Raw genomic sequence first — 17,961 nt, 5'->3', positions numbered from 1 at the left:
GTCAGGCCTCCTTCGTGACGACGAGGTTGCCGAACGCGTCGACGCGGACGGTGAAGCCGGGGTGGACCGGGACCGTGGAGCCGAACTCCTCGACGATGGCGGGACCGGAGAACGCGTCACCCGCCCGCAGGTCGGGGCGCCAGTAGACATCGGTCCTGACGCGCCCTCGGTCGGCGTCGAAGCAGACCTCGCGCGAGGACCGGGGGGTGAGCGGCTCGCCCTCGCGGGAGGGGATCTCGAGCAGCTCGGGGCGGGTGATCGGGCCGACGCCGGTGACCCGCAGGTTGACCCACTCGACCTGCTGGGTCGGGTCGTCGCGGAAGTCGTAGCCGTAGAGCTGGCGGTGCTCGTCGTGGAAGCGGTCGGCGACGGCGGTGGCGAAGGCCTCGTCCACCCGGCCCGTGCCGGCGGCCACGCGGACCTCGTAGGCCTGGCCGAAGTAGCGCAGGTCGACGGTGCGGACGTACTGGTGGTCCTCGCGCCCGAAGCCCTCGGCGTCGAGGGCCGCGGCGGCCTTGGCGGTCAGCTCGTCGAGGACCTTCTCGACGGCGCCGTGGTCGAGGTTCGCGTGGCGGGCGACGTGCGTCTGGACGTAGTCGTTCTTGACGTCGACGGTGAGCAGCCCGAAGGCGCTGACGTTGCCCGGGTTCTGCGGGACGACGACCCCGGCGAGGTCGAGGATGTCGACGAGGCGGCAGGCGAGCAGCGAGCCCGAGCCCCCGAAGGTCGTCAGCACGAAGTCGCGGACGTCGAGGCCGCGCTTCACCGAGACCTGGCGCAGCGCGTTCGCCTGGTTCCACGCGGAGATCTCGAGGATGCCCGTGGCGCACCGCTCGAGGTCGAGACCGAGGCGCTCGGCGAGCGTGGCGATGCCGCGGTGGGCGGCGTCGACGTCGAGCGGGATCTCTCCGCCGAGCAGGTGCGGGGGGATGCGACCGAGGACGACGTGGGCGTCGGTGATCGTGGGCTCGGTGCCGCCCTTGGCGTAGCACAGCGGGCCCGGGTCGGCCCCGGCCGACTGCGGGCCGACCTTGAGCGCCCCCTCGGGGGAGACCCACGCGATGGAGCCGCCTCCCGCGCCGACGGTGACGACGTCGATCATCGGGATCTTGCTCGGGTAGTCCCCGACGGTGCCCTCGGTCGTGAGGGTCGGCTCGCCGTCGAGGACGACCGAGACGTCGGTCGAGGTGCCGCCGCCGTCGCAGGTGAGGACCTTGTCGAAGCCGGCGCGGCGGGCGATGAGCGCGGCGCCGAGGGCGCCGGCCGCCGGTCCCGACAGGACCGTGGTGATCGGCTGGTGCACGACCTCGTCGGCCGACAGCACCCCGCCGTTCGACTTCATCACGTAGAAGGGGATGGGCCGCCCGCCGGTGAAGCCGTCGAGGCGCTCGTGGATGTTCGTGACGTACCGGCTGACGTTCGGCTTCACGGCCGCGTCGACGAGCGTCGTCATCGAGCGTTCGTACTCGCGGTACTCGCGCAGCACCTCCGAGCTGATCGACACGACGGCGTCGGGGTGCTCGCGACGCAGCACCTCGCGCACCGCGAGCTCGTGCTCGTCGTTGGCGTAGGAGTGCAGCAGGCAGACGCCGAGCGTCGTGATGCCGCGGTCCCTGAACCAGCGGGCGGCGGCGACGGCGTCCTCCTCGTCGAAGGGGCGCAGCTCGTTGCCCTCGAAGTCCATCCGGCCCCCGACGGTGCGGACGTGGTCGGCGGCGACGATGCGCGGCGGCTTGACCCAGAAGTAGGAGTTGCCGTAGCCGTCGGGGACGGCCTGGCGGGCGATCTCGAGCATGAACTCGTAGCCCTCGGTCGTGACGAAGCCGAGCTTCTCGACCTTGCCCTCGAGGAGCTTGTTCGTCGCGACGGTCGTGCCGTGGCAGACGGCGGTGATGTCGCCGCCGCCGGCGCCCATGATCGCGAGGATCTTCTCGATGCCGCTGATGAAGCCGTCGGCCGGGTTCGAGGGCGTGCTGGGGGTCTTGGTCGTGACGAGCTCACCGGTGTCCTCGTCGAAGGCGACGACGTCGGTGAACGTCCCGCCGGTGTCGATGCCCACCCTGATCCGTCGCTGCGTCTGCTCGGCCATGGCCACGATCCAACCCCCTGCCGGGGGGCGATGCGTTGTCAGGATCTGCCGACGGACCCGCCCTTCGCCGTCCATCCTTGCCACCCGCTGCCGACGACCGCGCCCAGCGCCCCGGGTCGGGGCGGTGGGCGCGGGTCGGCGCGGGTCAGGCCCGGGGCGCCGGCTCCCCGTCGACGACGGCCGGGCCGGAGCCGACCGCGGCCGTGGCGGGCGCCGGGGCCGACGGGGCCACCGAGGCGGCCGAGGCGGCCTCGGCCGTGGAGGTCGAGGACGGCCCGGACCCCTGCGTGTAGCGCGTGAGGAGCGCCTGGAGGTCGACGCCCGTCGTGCTCTTGAGCATCGCCAGGGTCTGGGTGAGGTTGTCGGTGACCTGACGGGGGAGGGCCGCCGCGCCGTCGGTCGAGATGACCGTCAGCTGGTCGATGGCCGCCATCGGTGCGGCGACCTCGTGCGCCACCTTGGGCAGCACCTCGACGAGCATCTGGAGGACGGCGGCCTCGTTGTACCGGGCGAAGGCGTCGGCGCGCTTGTTCATCGCCTCCGCCTCGGCCTGCCCGGTCGCGAGGATGGCGCTCGCCTGGGCCTCGCCCTCGGCGCGGGTGGCCTCGGACTGGGCGACGCGCAGGGCCTTGTCGGCCTCACCGCGCCGCGAGCCCTCGATCGCCTCGGCGTCGGCGAGGGCGCTGCGGCGGGCCTTCTCCGCCTCACCGGTGAGGCGGGCCTTCTCGGCGTCGGCCTGCGCGGCGGCGATGGCGGCGGCCTTGCGCGCCTCGGCCTCGGCGATGGCCGCGTTGCGGGCGCCCTCGGCCTCCTGCTCGACGCGGTAGCGCTCGGCGTCGGCGGGCTTGCGGACCTCGGTGTCGAGCTGGCGCTCCTTGAGGGCCGCCTGGCGCACGGCGACCTTCTCCTGCTCGGCGAGGATCGCCTGGTCGCGGTCGGCCTGGGCGAGCGGGCCGGCGGAGGCGGCCTGGGCCTGTGCGGCGTCGGTCTCGGCCTTGATCTCGGCCTGCTTGAGGGCCAGCTGGCGCTGGCTGACGGCGATCTCCTGCTCGGCGACGATCCGGGCCTGCTCGGCGGCCTGCCGGGCGTTGGCCTCGGCGATGGCGGCGACCTGCCCGACCTTCGCCGACTCCGGACGACCCAGGTCCGACAGGTACGAGCCGTCGTCGGTGATGTCCTGGATCTGGAAGGTGTCGAGGACCAGCCCCTGGCCGGTGAGCGAGGACTCGGCCTCGTCGGCGACCCGCTGCGCGAACGCCGCCCGGTCGCGGATGATCTGCTCGACGGTGAGCGAGCCGACGATCGAGCGCAGCGAGCCCGCGAGGGTCTCCTGGGTGAAGGTCTCGACCTCGCCCTGCTGGGTGAGGAAGCGCTGGGCGGCCGCGCGGATGGAGTCCTCGTTGCCGCCGACCTTGACGATGGCGACGCCGTCGAGGTTGAGCTTGACGCCCTGCCCGGAGACCGCGCCGCGGATCTGCACCATGATGCGGCGGCTCGACAGGTCGAGGATGTGGAGGCGCTGGACGAACGGGACGACGAAGATCCCGCCGCCCATGACGACCTTCTGGCCGGAGAGGTCGGTCGACATCTCGCCGGTCTCGGGGTTCTTCACCTCCTTGCCCTTGCGCCCGGTGACGATGAAGGCCTCGTTGGGGCCGGCCACCTTGTAGCGCGAGGCGATGATGAGGCCCGTGAGGACGAGGAGGGCGATGAGCCCGAGGACGGCGAGCAACGCGACGGGGATCTCGAACCCGAACATGTCTGCCTGACCTTTCCCGGCGCCCGAGGGCGCCTGTGCGTGAGTGTGCGTGGTGGACGTCGCCGGTGGGTCACCGGTTCCGCCGGGGTCCCCCCGTGGGAGTGGTGGGCTCAGCCCTCGCGTCGGGAGACGCGGACCGAGGTGGGGCTGAGGACGCTCGTCACGACGACCGCGGTGCCGCTCGGGAGCGGTTCGTCGGCACGGGCGTTGAGCCGGGTGATGTGCCCTGACGCGACGACGTTGACCATGCCGAACCCGTCGGCGGGCACGGCCTCGATGACGGTGCCCGAGAGCCCGACGAGGCCGCGGCTCGTGACGTTGGCCTCGTCACCGCCGCGCATGAGCCGCTTGCTGGCCTGACCCGCACCGACCCCGACGAGGGCGCCGGCGACCAACCCGGAGAGGAGCGTGACGGGACGGGAGGCGCCCGCGTCGGCGACGAGCGCCCCGACGAACCCGAACGCCGCGAGGAACCCCGCGACGGCGAGCCCGGAGAGGAGGTCGGGCCCGACCCCGTCGAGGAAGCCGTCGACGACGTCCCCCGCGACGAGCGAGACGAGGAGCAGCAGGATGCCGATGCCTCCGATGACGAGCAGCGTGGCCTGCATCCGGTCTCCTTGCGCGACGGCCGTCCGTGCGGACGGCACGGGTCCCCCCGGACCCGGTGCCGTGAGCCTAGACGGTCGGCCGCTGCGTCCACAGGGGTTCGCGGGAACGCCGGGCGCGGCGCCCTCTGGTCAGCGCGGTGGCGTTCTGGGACGGTGGGACCCGTGTTCGGTGACGCGGCCGCCTACGAGCGGTTCATGGGTCGATGGAGCGCGCGCCTGGCTCCCGGCTTCCTCGACTCCGTCCTCGGGGACGCGCCCGGTGACGGGCCCGGGACGGTGCTCGACGTGGGGTGCGGGACGGGCAACCTCGCGGCCGAGGTGCTGGCCCGCTGGCCGCGGACCCACGTCGTCGCCATCGACCCCTCGCCGCCGTTCGTCGCCGCCGCCCGCGAGCGCCTCGTGCCCGGGCGGGCTCGGGTCCAGGTGGGATCGGCCCTCCAGCTGCCGGAGGCGCGCGGCACGGTCGACGCCGCCCTGGCGCTGCTCGTCCTCAACTTCCTCCCGGACCCCGCTCGCGGGGCGACCGAGATGCGCAGGGTCACCCGGGCGGGCGGCGTCGTCGGGGCGGCAGTGTGGGACTACGGCGGCGGGATGGCGATGCTGCGGACCTACTGGGACGCGGCGGCCACGGTGCACCCCGGGGCCGGGGCCGTCGACGAGGCGCTGGCCCGGCCGGCGCGGGCGGGCGGGGTCGAGGCGCTGTTCCACGGTGCCGGGCTCGAGGACGTGGGCGGCGGGCTGCTCGAGGTGCCGATGCTCTTCGAGACGTTCGACGACTACTGGGACCCCTTCCTCCTCGGCATCGGCCCCGCGGGCGACTTCACCCGCGAGCTCGACGACGGGGGCCGGGAGGCGCTGCGCGCCGAGCTGCACCGCCGGCTCGGCGACGGCCCCGTCGAGATGACGTCGGTCGCCCGCTGGGTCCGCGGGGTCGTCCCGGGCTGACCCTCGCGCGCGGGCGCCCTCAGCCGTGGGGGAACGACGTCTTCGCCGGGCCCTCGAGCTCCTCGCGGTGCTTGCGGATGAGGTCGAGGTTGCGGTCGCGCAGGTGGTCGAAGCCCTGGCTGATGTTCGAGCCCGGGGTCAGCGACGCCAGCGCCTCGGCAGGGTCGAGCCGGGCCGAGACCCAGCCCTCGTGCGTGGCCGCCTTCGCGACGATGTGTCCGATGGGGGTCACGACGTGGCTGTTGCCGAAGTAGAGCACCCCGGCCGGGTCGGCCCCCACGGCGTTGGCGCCGACGACGAAGACGTGGTTGTCGTAGGCGCGCGCCCGCGACGTCAGCTCCCACACGTCGGCCGAGCGGAGCAGCGCCGACGGGCGGCAGATGACCTCGGCGCCCTGGACCGCCTGGATCCGGCACAGCTCGGGGTAGTCGCCGTCGAAGCAGATGATCATCCCGATCCGGCCGAGCTCGGTGTCGCACACCGTGACCGTGTCGCCGGGCGTGACCCAGCCGCCCCCGCCGACGCCCTCGGAGAAGAAGGGGTGGGTCTTGCGGTAGATCCCCAGGACCTCGCCGGAGGGGGCGATGAGGACCGAGGAGTTGTGGACGACGTCGGGCGTGGGGCCGCGCTCGTAGGTCCCGGCGACGAGGTGGATCCCGAGCTCGGCGGCGACGTCGCGCAGGGGCTCGATGACGGGGCCGGGAAGCTCGGAGACGAGCTCCCACAGCTCCTCCACGGGGAGGCCGGGCGTGAAGCCCGTCGTCGCCGACTCGGGCAGGACGACGAGCTCGGCCCCCGTCGCCTCGACGCACCGGCGGGTGAACGCCACGAGCTTGTCGAGGTTGGCGGCGACCGAGTCCGTCGTGAGGGGACCGGGAACCGGGGCGACCTGGACGGCCGCGGCCGTGAACGCGCGCATCAGGACCGCCTTCCGATCCGGGCGCCGAGGGCGACACCCGCCAGGGCGAGGATCCCACCGACGAGCACCCCGAGGGCGAACCCGGCCCCGGAGTCCAGCCCGAGGTTGGCGTTGGCGGTCGCGGTGGCGCTGCGCCCGGCGTGGACCGGGGCCGCCCCCGTGGCGGGCGCTGTCGCTCCCGCGGGTCGGAGGTCGACGGGCCGGACGCCGGCGATGTCGCGGTCGAGGGCGGTGAAGAACTGGCCGGCCATCTTCTTCGTCACGCCCGCCAGCATCCGCTGCCCGACCCCGCCGATGGCGCCCCCGACGGAGGCGTCGGCGTCGTAGGAGAGCTCGGTACCGCCGGCCGCCGAGGGCACGAGGCGGACCTTGACGTCGGCGTCGATGGTGCCGGGTGCGCCCGCACCGGAGGCCCTCATCGTCAGCGACGAGGGCGTGACCTTGTCGGAGAGGGAGACCTCGCCGGCGTAGGTGCCCTTGATGGCCGCGACCCCGGCCGTGACCGACATCGCGTAGCGGTCGTCGCCGACGGTGGTGAGGGACTCGCAGCCGGGGATGCAGCGCGCCAGGACCGCGGGGTCCTGGATCGCCTCCCAGACCTTCTCGACGGGGGCCTCGAGGGTGGAGCTGCCGGAGATCTTCATCGCGGGCCTTCCTGCGCGGGATCGGGGTCGGAGGTCGAGGAGGGGCCGGTGGCCGAGGAGGGGCCGGTGGCCGAGGCGGCGTGCTGCCGGCGGAGGGTCCACAGCTCGGAGGGGCTGATCGGCATCGAGCGGATCGGGAAGCCCTCGGCGTCCTCGAGGGCGGAGGCGATGACGGCCGTGACCGGGATCGTCCCCGCCTCGCCGGCCCCCTTGATCCCGAGCGGGTTGAGCGGGCTCGGGGTCTCGAGGTGGTCGGTCTCGATGTGCGGGACCTCGGAGGCGTAGGGGATGAGGAAGTCCATGAACGAGGCGTTGAGCAGCTGCCCCGACTCGTCGTAGGCCATCCGCTCGTACAGCGCCCCGCCGACGCCCTGCGCGACCCCGCCGTGGACCTGGCCCTCGACGATCATCGGGTTGACCATGACGCCGCAGTCGTGGACGACGCAGTAGCGCAGGATGCGGATCTCGGCCGTCACCGGGTCGGTCTCGACGATGGCCGCGTGCATCCCGTTGGCGAAGGTGGCCTGGGTGGGGGAGTAGAAGTCCTGCCCCTCGAGGCCCGGCTCGTCGTCGTCGGCGACCGGGGGCTTGTCGGGGTCGAAGGTCCCGGCGAACTGGGTGGCCGCCTGGGCCGAGGCGTCGAAGGCGTAGCGCAGCGGGTTCGACATGACCGCGACGGTGGAGAGGTCGATGTGCGGGCCGTCGGGGGTGCCCTTGACCGAGATGACGCCGTCGTCGATCCGGAGGTCGTCGGGTGAGACCTCGAGGGCGTCGGCGGCGATCCGCAGGGCCTTGGTGCGCACGACCTTCGCGGCGAGGGCGACGGCGTTCCCCGACATCACCGCCCCGCGGGAGGCGAAGGTGCCGACGGCGTAGGCCATCCGCCGGGTGTCGCCGGTGGTGACGTGGACGTCCTCGATCCGCACGCCGAGCTCGTCGGCGACGATCTGCGCGAGGATGGTCTGGTGGCCCTGTCCCTGGGTCGTCAGGCCCGTGGCGACGTTGACCCGGCCGCTCGTCTCGACGTGGACGTGGCCACCCTCGTAGGGGCCCACGCCGGTGCCCTCGACGTAGCAGCCGATGCCCAGGCCCACCTTGCGTCCGGCGGCCTCCGCGTCGCGGCGGTAGGCGGCGAAGTCGTCCCAGCCGACGAGCGCCTTGAGCTTGGCGAGCGAGGCGGGGAAGTCGCCCGAGTCGTACCGGAGCGGTCGCCCGTCCTGGAACATCAGGCCGTGGTCGTAGGGCATCTCGTCGGGCTGGATGAAGTTGCGGCTGCGGACCTCGGCGCGGTCCAGGCCCAGCTCGGCGGCGATGGCGTCCATCGTCCGCTCCATGGCGTAGCAGCCCTGCGGGCGTCCGGCGCCCCGGTAGGGCGTCACGAGAACGGTGTTCGTGTACAGCGACCAGAACTCGACGCGGTACGCGCCGGGCTTGTACGGCCCGAGGAGCTGGGTGGCCGTGATGATCGGGACGATGATCCCGTACGGGGTGTAGGCGCCGTTGTCGTGCCAGAACCGGACGTCGAGGGCGAGCAGGCGGCCGTCGTCGTCGAACCCGACGGTGACCTCCTGGAGCTGGCTGCGCTCGTGGGCGCTGGAGGTGAAGTGCTCGCGGCGGTCCTCGGTCCACTTGACGTCGCGGCCGAGGTTGCGGGCCGCCCAGGGCACGAGGACCTCCTCGGGCCACGGATGCATGATCTTGACCCCGAAGCCGCCGCCGACGTCGGGTGCGACGCACTCGACCTTGGCCAACGGCATCCCGAGCTTCGCCGCGACGGCGGCGCGCACGCCGGTCGTCGTCTGGGTGGAGGAGTAGAGCCGCAGCGACTGGTCGTCGGCGTCCCAGCGGGCGTAGACCCCCTTGCCCTCCATGGGCATGCAGGCGCTGCGCTCGATCTCGAGCTCGAGGGTCAGCCGGTGGGGGGCGGCGGCCATCGCCGCCTCGAGGTCGCCGACCTCCTGGAGGAGGTGCGCGCTGACGTTGTCGGGGACGTCGTCGTGGACGAGCACCCCACCGTCACGGGCCTTCTCGATCCCGACGACGACGGGGAGCGTCTCGTAGCGAACCCGGATGCGCGCGGCGGCGTCCTCGGCGAGGTAGCGGTTGCGGGCGACGACCATGACGACCGCCTCGCCGACGTGGTTGACCTCGTCCTTGGCCAGGCAGTACCCGACGCGCGGGTGGGTGAGCGCCGGGTGGGGGATGAGGACGGGCAGCGGCTCGGCGACGCGCCCGTCGAGGTCCTCCCACGTGTAGATGGCCTCGACGCCGTCGACCTCCCAGGCGTCGTCGATGTCGACGTCGACGACCCGGGCGTGCGCGTGCGGGCTGCGGACGAACGCGGCCTCGAGGGAACCGCGGCCGAGGTCGTCGAGGTAGCGACCGTTGCCGGTGAGCAGGCGCGGGTCCTCGCGGCGCTGGACCTTCTCGCCGAACTGGCGGGTGCTCACCGCGGACCCCCGCCCGGGTACCCGGGAACGGGCGGGGCGAGCTCGACGAGGCCGCGGCGGATCTCGGCGGCCCGGCCGACGGCCTTGACGATGTTCTGGTAACCCGTGCAGCGGCACAGGTTGCCCGAGATCGCCTCGCGTGCCTCGGCCTCCGTCGGGTCGGGGTTCTCCTCGAGGTAGGCGGTGATCGTCGTGACGAAACCCGGTGTGCAGAAACCGCACTGGAGGCCGTGGCACTCGGCGAACGCCTGCTGGACGGGGCTGAGGTGCTCGGGATCGTGACCGATGCCCTCGACGGTGGTGACCTCGTGCGCCTGGGCCGACACGGCGAACATCAGGCACGACCGCATCGGCTCCCCGTCGACGAGGACGGTGCAGGCGCCGCACACGCCGTGCTCGCACCCGACGTGGGTCCCGGTGAGCCCGAGGTCGTGGCGCAGGAAGTCGGACAGGAGGCGCCGGGCCGGGGCGGTCGCGGTCCGGGGCACCCCGTTGACCGTGATCGTCACCTCGTGCTGCTGCTCGGTGGCGGGCTCGCTCACGCCGCGCCCTCCTCGTCGTCGTGGGCGGTCGTCACGAGGACGCGACGGGTCAGCTCGGCCGCGAGCATCCGGCGGTAGTCGGCGCTCGCGTGGATGTCGTCCTCGGGCTGGACGTGCGCGCGCACGAGCTCGGCGACCTCGTCAGGCACGGGTGCCGCGGCGTCGCGGCCGGCGAGGACGGGGGAGAGGTCGAGGACCGTGGGCACGGGCGTCACCGACACGAAGGCGGCGCGCGCCGAGCGGATGGTCCCGCCCTCGACCTCGAGCGCCACGGCCACGCCGGCGAGCGCGTAGTCGCCGTGGCGGCGGGCGGACTCGACGAACCCGGTGCGGGTGCCGGGGGCGAAGCGGCCGAAGCGCACGGCCTCCACCAGCTCGTCGTGCTCGAGGGTGGTCTCGAGGGGACCCTCGAAGAAGTCGGCGGCGGCGATCTCGCGCCGGCCGCGGGCGCTCACGGCCTCGATCACGCCACCGGTGAGGACCGCCACCGACGGCATCTCGCCGGCAGGGTCCGCGTGGGCGATCGAGCCGACCGTGGTGCCGCGGTTGCGGATCGCCGGGTGGGCGACGTTGCGGAGGGCCTGGCGCAGAAGGGGGTTCGCGGCAAAGGCGCCTTCGTGCCGCTCGAGCCCGGCGTGCCGGACGAGGGCGCCGACGCGCACCCAGGCGTCGTCGACGGTGACCTCGCCCAGCCCCGCGACGAGGTTGACGTCGACGAGGTGGCCTGGGCCGGCCAGGCGCATGTTGAGCACCGGGATGAGGCTCTGGCCGCCGGCGAGCACCTTGCCGTCGTGGCCGACCTGGGCGAGCACCGCGACGGCCTCCTCGACCGAGCGCGGCGCGTGGTGCACGAACGGACCGGGCTTCATGCCTCGATCATGTCCACTGGACACTCCGTTCGGTAGGGACGCAGTGCCGACACTGCCTCATGAGGTGGTCAAAGGTTGCCAAAGCCCCGGGAACGGCCGCGGCCGGCCCCCGCGAGGGGACCGGCCGCGGGCCGGGCGACGGGTCAGGGACGGCGGTCCCGGTCGGCGTCGCGCTCGCCCGGCGATCCCGGGTAGCCCTTCTGGTAGAGGTCGTCGACGCCGTCGCTGTCGCCGTAGACGTGGTCGCCCACGGAGATCGCGGTGCCGTCGGCCCGCTCGCGCAGCTCGGCCGGTGCGATGGCCCGGGCGAGGTGGTAGCCGCCGACGGCGACGATCGTGCCGAGCGCGATGCCCTCGAGCGAGAAGTTGTCGGTCAGCTGCATCCGGACGTTGCCGACGCCGATGATGATGCCCGCGGCGACGGGGACGAGGTTGATCGGGTTGCCGAAGTCGACCCCGTTCTCCTTCCAGATCTTCGCACCGAGCAGGCCGATCATCCCGTAGAGGACGACGGTGATGCCGCCGAGGACGCCGCCGGGGATCGAGGCGACGAGGGCCCCGAACTTCGGCGAGAGCCCGAAGAGGATGGCGACCGCGGCGGCGACGTAGTAGGCCGCCGTGGAGTAGACCCGGGTCGCCGCCATGACGCCGATGTTCTCGGCGTAGGTCGTCGTCGGCGAGCCGCCGACCGACGAGGCGAGGACGGTGCCGATGCCGTCACCGGCGATGGCGCGACCCATCGACGGGTCGAGGTCGTGGCCGGTCATCTCGGCGACCGCCTTGACGTGGCCGGTGTTCTCGGCGATGAGCGCGATGACGGCGGGCAGCACGAGGAGGATCGCGGTGACCGTGAAGCTCGGCGTGTGCCAGCCGACGACCTCCTTGCCGTCGGCGGCGACCATCGTCTGCTGCGGGAAGCCGAACCAGGCGGCGTCGCCGACGCCCGCGGTGCTCCACCGCTCGTGGCTCGTCGCCTCCGTGGCCCCACCGAGGACCGAGGTGATGTTGCCCACCGTCGAGTCGAGCAGCCAGGACAGGGCCGTGCCGAAGATCAGCGCGAGGAAGACGGCGATCCGGCTGATGAAGCCGCGGAACGCGATGGCCGCGATGATCGTGAACAGCATCGTCGCGATGGCGACCCACTGGTCCTGGGGCCAGTAGATGCCGGCCACGACGGGGGCGAGGTTGAAGCCGATGAGCATGACGACCGCGCCGGTGACGACGGGCGGCAGCACCTTGTGGAGCACCGAGGAGCCGAGGAAGTGGATCGCGACGCCGACGGCGACGAGCACGAGGCCCGCGACGAGGATCGCACCGGTGACGTCGGCGGAGTCGCCGCCGTTGGCCCGGATCGCCGCGACACCACCGACGAAGGAGGCCGACGTCCCGAGGTAGCTCGGCACCTTGCCCTGGACGATGAGGAGGAACGCGATGGTCGCGATGCCGCTCATCATGATCGCGAGCTGGGGGTTGAGCCCCATGATGAGCGGGAAGACGAAGGTCGCCCCGAACATCGCGACGACGTGCTGGGCACCCAGGCCCACGGTCTTCCCCCAGGACAGGCGCTCGTCGGGCGCCACGACCTCGTCGGGTCCGAGCGAGCGCCCGTCACCCTTCAGCTTCCAACCCAATCCGAGCGCCATGCGCGTGCCTCTCTCCGGGGATCCGCGGCCGAGGGGCGCGCGGTGACGGGGCCCGCGTCGTCGGTGACGCGGATCACGAGTCCGTGATACACGGACCGTAGTGAGGCTGTCAGGCGACACCCTCGGCAAGGGTTGACAGCCGATCGGGGGTGTCGCTGTCAGGTTCGGCCGTGCGCCTGACGGGTGCCGGCCCGGGCTCAGATGCCGCGCATCTGGTGGATGCGCAGGGCCAGCGCGAGGGTGAGCCGCAACTGGGGGTCGGTGGTGAACGGCCCGAGCATCCGCTCGAGCTTGGCGATGCGGTAGCGCAGCGTGTTGTAGTGGAAGAACAGCCGGCGCGCGGTCTCGGCGACGTTGAGGTTGGTGTCGATGAGCACCGACAGGGTGGTGCGCAGGTCCTCGTTCTCGGGGGAGTCGTCGGTGGCGAGCTCACCGAGGCTCTCCTCGACGAAGCGTCGCAGGTCGGCGCCGTCGGGGACGAGGGCGAGCAGCCGGTAGATGCCCAGGCCGTCGAAGTGGGTCAGGGCCGACTCGCCGTACATCTGGCGGCCGACGTGCACGGCCTTGAGTGCCTCGTCGTAGGCGGTCGGCAGGTCGGCCACGCTGCGGATGGGGCGCGAGACGCCCGTGGAGAAGGTGCGCCGGCCCCCGCCGCCGTCGCCGCGGACGACCTTCGCGATCTCGCCGACCGTGCGCATCACCGCGTCGTCCTCGCTCGTCGGGTCGACGGGGAGGAGGGCGACGACCTCCTGGCTGAACCCGGCGACGGGCACCGAGACGTCGCGGGCCCGCACGGCCTGGACCCAGGCCCGCACGAAGCGCTCCTGGAGGGAGCGGACCTCCTCTGCGGCCCGCGTCGTCTCGGCGTCGTTCTCGTCGGTCTCGGCGACGACGACGACCATGGGGCGGTCGATGTCCCAGCCGAGGGAGGTGGCGTGCGAGACGGCGTCGGCGGGGTCGCCGGCCCTCCCGGCGAGGGCGTCGCGGAGGAACTCGGCGCGGTACTTGCCCTCGACCGCGGCGACCGCGGCCTCCTTGGTGATGGCGAGGGCGGCGACGGTGGCCGCGCGCTCGAGCATGTGGACGTCGGTGGGCGTGAGGGCGCGGTCGGGCGAGAAGGCCCCGAGCAGGCCGTGGTCGGAGGCGCCGGCGACGATCTTGACGAGGGCGCGGGTCGTCTCGGGACCGTCGCCCTCGCGGGCGCCGACCGGCTCGGACTCGACGACGAGGCGGCCGGTGCGGTCGAAGCAGGGGAGCCCCTGGACGCGCTCGACCTCCGCGTCGCTGCCGGCCATGGCCAGGACGCGGCCGTCGGTCGTGGTGACGACCGCGGCACCGCCGAAGAAGCCCGCGACCGCCTCGCACAGCTCGGTGACCGAGCCGCCCGCCAGGACGATCCGGACGAGGACGCGGTGCACCTCGTCCTCGCGCTGGAGCAGGGCCGCCTGCTGCTCGACGAGCGCCTCGAGGGCGGCGGCCCGTTCGGCCGGGTCGGTGGGCACCGGGGAGTCGTGCAGGGGCGAGGCGACGGCGGACCGCGGACCGGTGGATGGCAAGGTCTGTGCGTCGTCAGGCCGATCGTTGTCAACAATGACCATCCGGTCACTGTAGCCCCCTCGTTAGCGTCGTCATCATGCCGTCACCCTCCCCGCGGTCCGCCCTGCCGGCCGCCGCCTCCGCGCTCACCGTGGCGGTCGTCCGGGGACCGGTGCGCGAGGCCGTCGTCCTCGGTGAGCACCGGCTCGGCCTCTACCTCGACGTCGACGGCTCGGTCCTGCCGGTCGTCCCGTCCGACGCCGTCGCCCTGCCCACCGCGCTGCGCCTCGGCGCGCGCTCGAGCGCTCTTGCCGACGGGCCGCTGCCGTGGGGCGTCGCCGCGGGTGACCGGATACTGGTCGGCGGGGGTCGCGTCGAGCTGCCGGTCGGTGACGTCGTCGCCGTGCGCACGTGGCGCCCGGCCCGGGTCCGCCGGGTGGCAGCCGGCGCCTCGTGCCCCGGGTCGCGGGAGGCCGTGGCGGCCCTGCTCCTCGAGGCCTCCGTGGGCTGCGACCCCTGGCTCGCCCCCGCCACCGCCGCCGTCCTCTCAAGGCTCCCGGGGCCGGCCGGGCTCGACCAGCTCGTCGGGCGCGGGCGCGGGCTGACGCCCTCGGGTGACGACGCCCTCGCCGGCGCGCTCCTCGTGGCCCACGCCCTGCGGGTCTCGCGTCCCCTCGTCGCCGCCGTGCGGGACCGGCTCGGGACGACGACCGCGGTCTCGGCGGCCCTCCTCGCGGCGGCGACCGACGGCTTCGCGGCGCGCCCCGTCGTCGCCCTCGTCGACGCCGTGGTGCTCGGCCACGTCGACGCCACCGCCCGTGCCCTGCCCGAGGTCGTCGCCCTCGGGCACACCTCCGGCCGCGACCTCGTCACCGGCGTCCTCGAGGCGCTGCGGACCCACGTGCCGGTCCCGGTGCGGCAGACGACGACCCAGACCTCGACCCCGACCGGACGGAGCGCCGCATGACGACCCACGTCGAGCTGAGACGAGGTGCCTACCACGACTCGGTGAGCCTGATGCAGGTGTCGCGCACGGTGGCCGCGACCCCCGGGGTCACCGCCGCCCAGGTCGCGATGGCGACCGAGCTCAACGTCGACGTGCTCCGCTCGATGGGTTTCGACGTCCCCGCCGAGGCCGGCGCGAACGACCTCGTCGTGGCGCTGCGCACCGAGTCGGACGACGCGCTCGAGGCCGGGCTGGCCGCGGTCGCCGCGGCCCTGGCCGACCTGCGCGCCACGAAGGACACCGGTGGTGGTGAGGAGGTCGTCCCGCCACGCACCCTCGGCTCGGCCGCCGCCCGCGGTGGCGCCACCCTCGCGGTGATCTCGGTCCCGGGCCAGCACGCCGTGACCGAGGCGTTCGACGCGATCGCCTCAGGCCTGTCCGTGATGCTGTTCTCCGACAACGTGTCCGTCGACGACGAGGTCCGGCTCAAGGACGCCGCCGCCGAGGCCGACGTCCTGGTCATGGGGCCCGACTGCGGCACGGCGCACATCGGCGGCGTCGCCCTCGGGTTCGCGAACGTCGTGCGCTCGGGCTCCGTGGGGGTCGTCGCGGCCTCCGGCACCGGCGCTCAGCAGGTCATGTGCCTGCTCGACGCGGCCGGGGTCGGGATCAGCCACGTGCTCGGGGTCGGCGGTCGCGACCTCAAGGAGGTCGTGGGCGGCCGGTCGACGAAGCAGGCGCTCCGCGCGCTCGCCGACGACCCCGCCACCGAGTCGGTCCTGCTCGTCTCCAAGCCCCCGGCCGACGCCGTGCTCGCCGACGTCGACGCCTACGCGTCCTCCCTCGGCCTGTCCGTCCACTGGGCGGTCCTCGGAGCCGGCCGCCCCGACCTCACCGCCGCCGTCGAGGCGTTCCTCGGGGCGCAGGGCCACGACGTCCCCGCGTGGCCGGCCACCGTGGCACCGGCCGAGCCCGAGGGCATCGCGCACGGTCCCGCGCTGCGCGGCCTCTTCTGCGGCGGCACGCTCGCCGACGAGGCGATGACGGTCGCCGAGGCCGAGCTGGGCGGCATCCGGAGCAACATCGCGCACGACCCCTCGCTCGACCTCGGGCCCGACCTGCGCGACGACGGCCACGTCGTCATCGACTTCGGCGACGACGGGATGACCCGCGGGCGCGCCCACCCGATGATCGACCCGACGCTGCGGATGGAGCGGATCGCCGCCGAGGCCGCCGACCCCACGTGCGGCGTCCTCCTCCTCGACCTCGTCCTCGGCCACGGCGCGCACGCCGACCCCGCCGACGAGCTCGCCGAGGCGATCCGGTCCGCGCGCGAGACGGCCCACGCCGACCGACGCGCGCTGCCGGTCGTCGTGTCCCTCACCGGGACCGACGCCGACCCGCAGGACCGCCGCCGGTGCGCCGAGGTCCTGGCCGCGGCCGGCGCCTCGGTCTTCCTGTCCAACGGCGCTGCCACCCGGCACGCGCTCGAGCTGCTGAGGAGCGGTCGATGAGCGAGCAGTCCCGCCCCCTTCGTGGCCTCCTCGAGGCCGACCCCGTCGTCGCGACCGCCGGCGTCTCCCTCCTCGCCGACGCCCTGCGCGACCAGGCCGTACCGGTCACCGAGACGCAGTGGCAGCCGCCGCTCGCCGGGACCGAGGCCGACCTCGCCCGCGTCATGGGCGACCCGCGGCGGGTGGCCGCCAACGCTCTGGCGTTCGAGCGGATGACGGCGGCCGAGGCGGTCCTCACCGACGTCGTCCCGGCCTCGGACTCCCTCGGGCTCGAGCGGGGGACCTTCCTCCACGCGGGCCCGCCGATCGAGTGGGAGCGTGCGTCGGGTCCGCTCAAGGGAGCGCTCATCGGGGCCGTCCTGTTCGAGGGCCTCGCCGACACCGCCGAGGACGCCGAGAAGCGCCTTGCCGCAGGCGAGTTCGACCTCGAGCCCTGTCACCACCGAGGGGCCGTCGGGCCGATGGCCGGTGTCGTCAGCCCGTCGATGTGGATGTACGCGCTGCGCGACGACGTCCACGGCAACGAGTCGTGGTGTTCGCTCAACGAGGGCCTGGGCAAGGTGCTGCGCTATGGCGCCTACGGCCCCGAGGTCATCGAGCGGCTGCACTGGATGACCCGCGTCCTCGGCCCGATCCTCTCGCAGGCGGTCCGCTCGACCGGGCCGATCGACATCCGCTCGATCGTGGCCCAGATGCTGCAGATGGGCGACGAGGGCCACAACCGCAACCGCGCCGGGTCGCTCATGCTGCTGCGCGAGCTGCTCCCCGGGATGATCACCGCCGACGCGTCGTCGGCCGACGTCGCCGAGGCCGTGCGGTTCTCGGGGGCCAACGAGCACTTCTTCCTCAACCTCGGGATGCCCGCCTGCAAGCTGGCCACGCGCGCGGCCGAGGGCATCCCGGGCTCGACGGTCGTCACCGTGATGGCGCGCAACGGGACCGACTTCGGCATCCGGGTGTCGGGGACCGGTGACCAGTGGTTCACCGGACCCGCGAACACCCCCGAGGGCCTCTTCCTCGGCGACTTCGGGCCCGACGACGCCAACCCCGACATCGGCGACTCGGCGATCACCGAGACCGGCGGCATCGGTGGCTTCGCGATGGCGGCGGCCCCGGCGATCGTCAAGTTCGTCGGGGGCGACGTGCCGTTCGCCCTCCGGGCCACCCGGACGATGTACGAGGTGACCACCGGCGAGCACCCGATCTACCAGGTGCCCGTCCTCGGGTTCCGCGGGACGCCGACGGGCATCGACGTCACCAAGGTCGTCCGCACGGGGATCCTCCCGCAGATCAACACGGGGATGGCCGGGCGGGTCGCCGGCACGGGTCAGGTCGGCGCCGGCCTCGTCACCCCGCCGGAGGAGTGCTTCACCGGGGCGGTCGCCGCCCTCGCCTCAGCCGTTCCCGACTGACGACCCGCCCCGAGCACGACCCGCAGCGCGCCTTGGTGCGCAAGTTCGGGGTGACCCCGAACTTGTGCGCTCCACCCCGGTTCTG

The 17,961-nt window shown here is 73.6% G+C and carries 14 protein-coding genes; 4 read left to right on the top strand and 10 right to left on the bottom strand.

Annotated elements, in window-relative coordinates; translation table 11 throughout:
• Position 1: 1 nt before the first annotated feature.
• The 3 genes from ACFWN3_RS05600 to ACFWN3_RS05590 form a co-directional block, all read right to left on the bottom strand.
• Positions 2–2,089 (bottom strand): hydantoinase/oxoprolinase family protein, encoded by a 2,088-nt coding sequence (locus ACFWN3_RS05600; protein WP_377644239.1) that lies wholly within the window; start codon positions 2,087–2,089, stop codon positions 2–4.
• Between the two features lie 145 nt (positions 2,090–2,234).
• Entirely contained in the window at positions 2,235–3,848 is a 1,614-nt protein-coding gene (locus tag ACFWN3_RS05595; RefSeq protein WP_377644237.1) for a flotillin family protein, read from the bottom strand.
• Positions 3,849–3,958: 110 nt separating this feature from the next.
• Positions 3,959–4,456: an NfeD family protein gene (locus tag ACFWN3_RS05590; protein WP_377644235.1), complete on the bottom strand. Its 498-nt coding sequence runs from the start codon at positions 4,454–4,456 to the stop codon at positions 3,959–3,961.
• A 162-nt stretch (positions 4,457–4,618) separates the two neighbouring features.
• Between ACFWN3_RS05590 and ACFWN3_RS05585 the strand changes: the two genes are divergently transcribed.
• Positions 4,619–5,401 carry a class I SAM-dependent methyltransferase gene (locus ACFWN3_RS05585; RefSeq protein WP_377644233.1) on the top strand — a complete coding sequence of 261 codons (783 nt, stop codon included), beginning with the start codon at positions 4,619–4,621 and terminating at the stop codon, positions 5,399–5,401.
• 19 nt (positions 5,402–5,420) lie between these two features.
• Here the strand turns inward: ACFWN3_RS05585 and ACFWN3_RS05580 are convergent, their stop codons facing one another.
• The 7 genes from ACFWN3_RS05580 to ACFWN3_RS05550 form a co-directional block, all read right to left on the bottom strand.
• Positions 5,421–6,320 carry a carbon-nitrogen hydrolase family protein gene (locus ACFWN3_RS05580; RefSeq protein ID WP_377644232.1) on the bottom strand — a complete coding sequence of 300 codons (900 nt, stop codon included), beginning with the start codon at positions 6,318–6,320 and terminating at the stop codon, positions 5,421–5,423.
• Positions 6,320–6,964 carry a carbon monoxide dehydrogenase subunit G gene (locus ACFWN3_RS05575; RefSeq protein WP_377644231.1) on the bottom strand — a complete coding sequence of 215 codons (645 nt, stop codon included), beginning with the start codon at positions 6,962–6,964 and terminating at the stop codon, positions 6,320–6,322. Before ACFWN3_RS05575 ends, ACFWN3_RS05580 begins: the two co-directional genes overlap by 1 nt.
• Positions 6,961–9,414 (bottom strand): aerobic carbon-monoxide dehydrogenase large subunit, encoded by a 2,454-nt coding sequence (cutA, locus tag ACFWN3_RS05570; protein WP_377644229.1) that lies wholly within the window; start codon positions 9,412–9,414, stop codon positions 6,961–6,963. The genes ACFWN3_RS05575 and cutA overlap by 4 nt, the downstream gene beginning before the upstream one ends.
• Positions 9,411–9,956: a (2Fe-2S)-binding protein gene (locus ACFWN3_RS05565; protein ID WP_377644227.1), complete on the bottom strand. Its 546-nt coding sequence runs from the start codon at positions 9,954–9,956 to the stop codon at positions 9,411–9,413. Before ACFWN3_RS05565 ends, cutA begins: the two co-directional genes overlap by 4 nt.
• A complete protein-coding gene (locus ACFWN3_RS05560) occupies positions 9,953–10,825 on the bottom strand; it encodes an FAD binding domain-containing protein (protein ID WP_377644225.1) in 873 nt (290 codons plus the stop codon). The genes ACFWN3_RS05565 and ACFWN3_RS05560 overlap by 4 nt, the downstream gene beginning before the upstream one ends.
• 143 nt (positions 10,826–10,968) lie before the next feature.
• Complete coding sequence (locus ACFWN3_RS05555) at positions 10,969–12,468, bottom strand: uracil-xanthine permease family protein (protein ID WP_377644223.1); 1,500 nt, start codon at positions 12,466–12,468, stop codon at positions 10,969–10,971.
• 197 nt (positions 12,469–12,665) lie between these two features.
• Positions 12,666–13,970, bottom strand: coding sequence for a PucR family transcriptional regulator (locus ACFWN3_RS05550; RefSeq protein WP_377644221.1), 1,305 nt, complete (start codon positions 13,968–13,970; stop codon positions 12,666–12,668).
• A gap of 131 nt (positions 13,971–14,101) precedes the next feature.
• On the opposite strand from ACFWN3_RS05550, the gene ACFWN3_RS05545 reads away from it, so the two are divergent.
• From ACFWN3_RS05545 to ACFWN3_RS05535, 3 genes are read left to right on the top strand one after another with little or no spacing between them, the layout of a single operon-like run.
• Positions 14,102–14,971, top strand: coding sequence for a DUF2877 domain-containing protein (locus ACFWN3_RS05545; protein ID WP_377644220.1), 870 nt, complete (start codon positions 14,102–14,104; stop codon positions 14,969–14,971).
• Complete coding sequence (locus tag ACFWN3_RS05540) at positions 14,968–16,464, top strand: FdrA family protein (RefSeq protein ID WP_377644218.1); 1,497 nt, start codon at positions 14,968–14,970, stop codon at positions 16,462–16,464. The genes ACFWN3_RS05545 and ACFWN3_RS05540 overlap by 4 nt, the downstream gene beginning before the upstream one ends.
• Positions 16,461–17,876: a DUF1116 domain-containing protein gene (locus ACFWN3_RS05535; RefSeq protein WP_377644216.1), complete on the top strand. Its 1,416-nt coding sequence runs from the start codon at positions 16,461–16,463 to the stop codon at positions 17,874–17,876. Before ACFWN3_RS05540 ends, ACFWN3_RS05535 begins: the two co-directional genes overlap by 4 nt.
• The last annotated feature ends 85 nt before the right edge of the window (positions 17,877–17,961 follow it).

This window comes from Oryzobacter terrae, assembly GCF_042756445.1.
GTDB classification, from domain to species: Bacteria; Actinomycetota; Actinomycetes; order Actinomycetales; family Dermatophilaceae; genus Oryzobacter; species Oryzobacter terrae.
The sequence above is the reverse complement of the archived record's forward strand: the minus strand, read 5'-3'. Positions and strand labels throughout refer to the sequence as shown.

What these genes read in the sequence shown, in the direction of transcription:
- ACFWN3_RS05600 (WP_377644239.1), bottom strand. Translation starts at nt 2,089, where the DNA reads ATGGCCGAGCAGACGCAGCGACGGATCAGGGTGGGCATCGACACCGGC.
- ACFWN3_RS05595 (WP_377644237.1), bottom strand. Translation starts at nt 3,848, where the DNA reads ATGTTCGGGTTCGAGATCCCCGTCGCGTTGCTCGCCGTCCTCGGGCTC.
- ACFWN3_RS05590 (WP_377644235.1), bottom strand. Translation starts at nt 4,456, where the DNA reads ATGCAGGCCACGCTGCTCGTCATCGGAGGCATCGGCATCCTGCTGCTC.
- ACFWN3_RS05580 (WP_377644232.1), bottom strand. Translation starts at nt 6,320, where the DNA reads ATGCGCGCGTTCACGGCCGCGGCCGTCCAGGTCGCCCCGGTTCCCGGT.
- ACFWN3_RS05575 (WP_377644231.1), bottom strand. Translation starts at nt 6,964, where the DNA reads ATGAAGATCTCCGGCAGCTCCACCCTCGAGGCCCCCGTCGAGAAGGTC.
- ACFWN3_RS05560 (WP_377644225.1), bottom strand. Translation starts at nt 10,825, where the DNA reads ATGAAGCCCGGTCCGTTCGTGCACCACGCGCCGCGCTCGGTCGAGGAG.
- ACFWN3_RS05555 (WP_377644223.1), bottom strand. Translation starts at nt 12,468, where the DNA reads ATGGCGCTCGGATTGGGTTGGAAGCTGAAGGGTGACGGGCGCTCGCTC.
- ACFWN3_RS05545 (WP_377644220.1), top strand. Translation starts at nt 14,102, where the DNA reads ATGCCGTCACCCTCCCCGCGGTCCGCCCTGCCGGCCGCCGCCTCCGCG.
- ACFWN3_RS05540 (WP_377644218.1), top strand. Translation starts at nt 14,968, where the DNA reads ATGACGACCCACGTCGAGCTGAGACGAGGTGCCTACCACGACTCGGTG.
- ACFWN3_RS05535 (WP_377644216.1), top strand. Translation starts at nt 16,461, where the DNA reads ATGAGCGAGCAGTCCCGCCCCCTTCGTGGCCTCCTCGAGGCCGACCCC.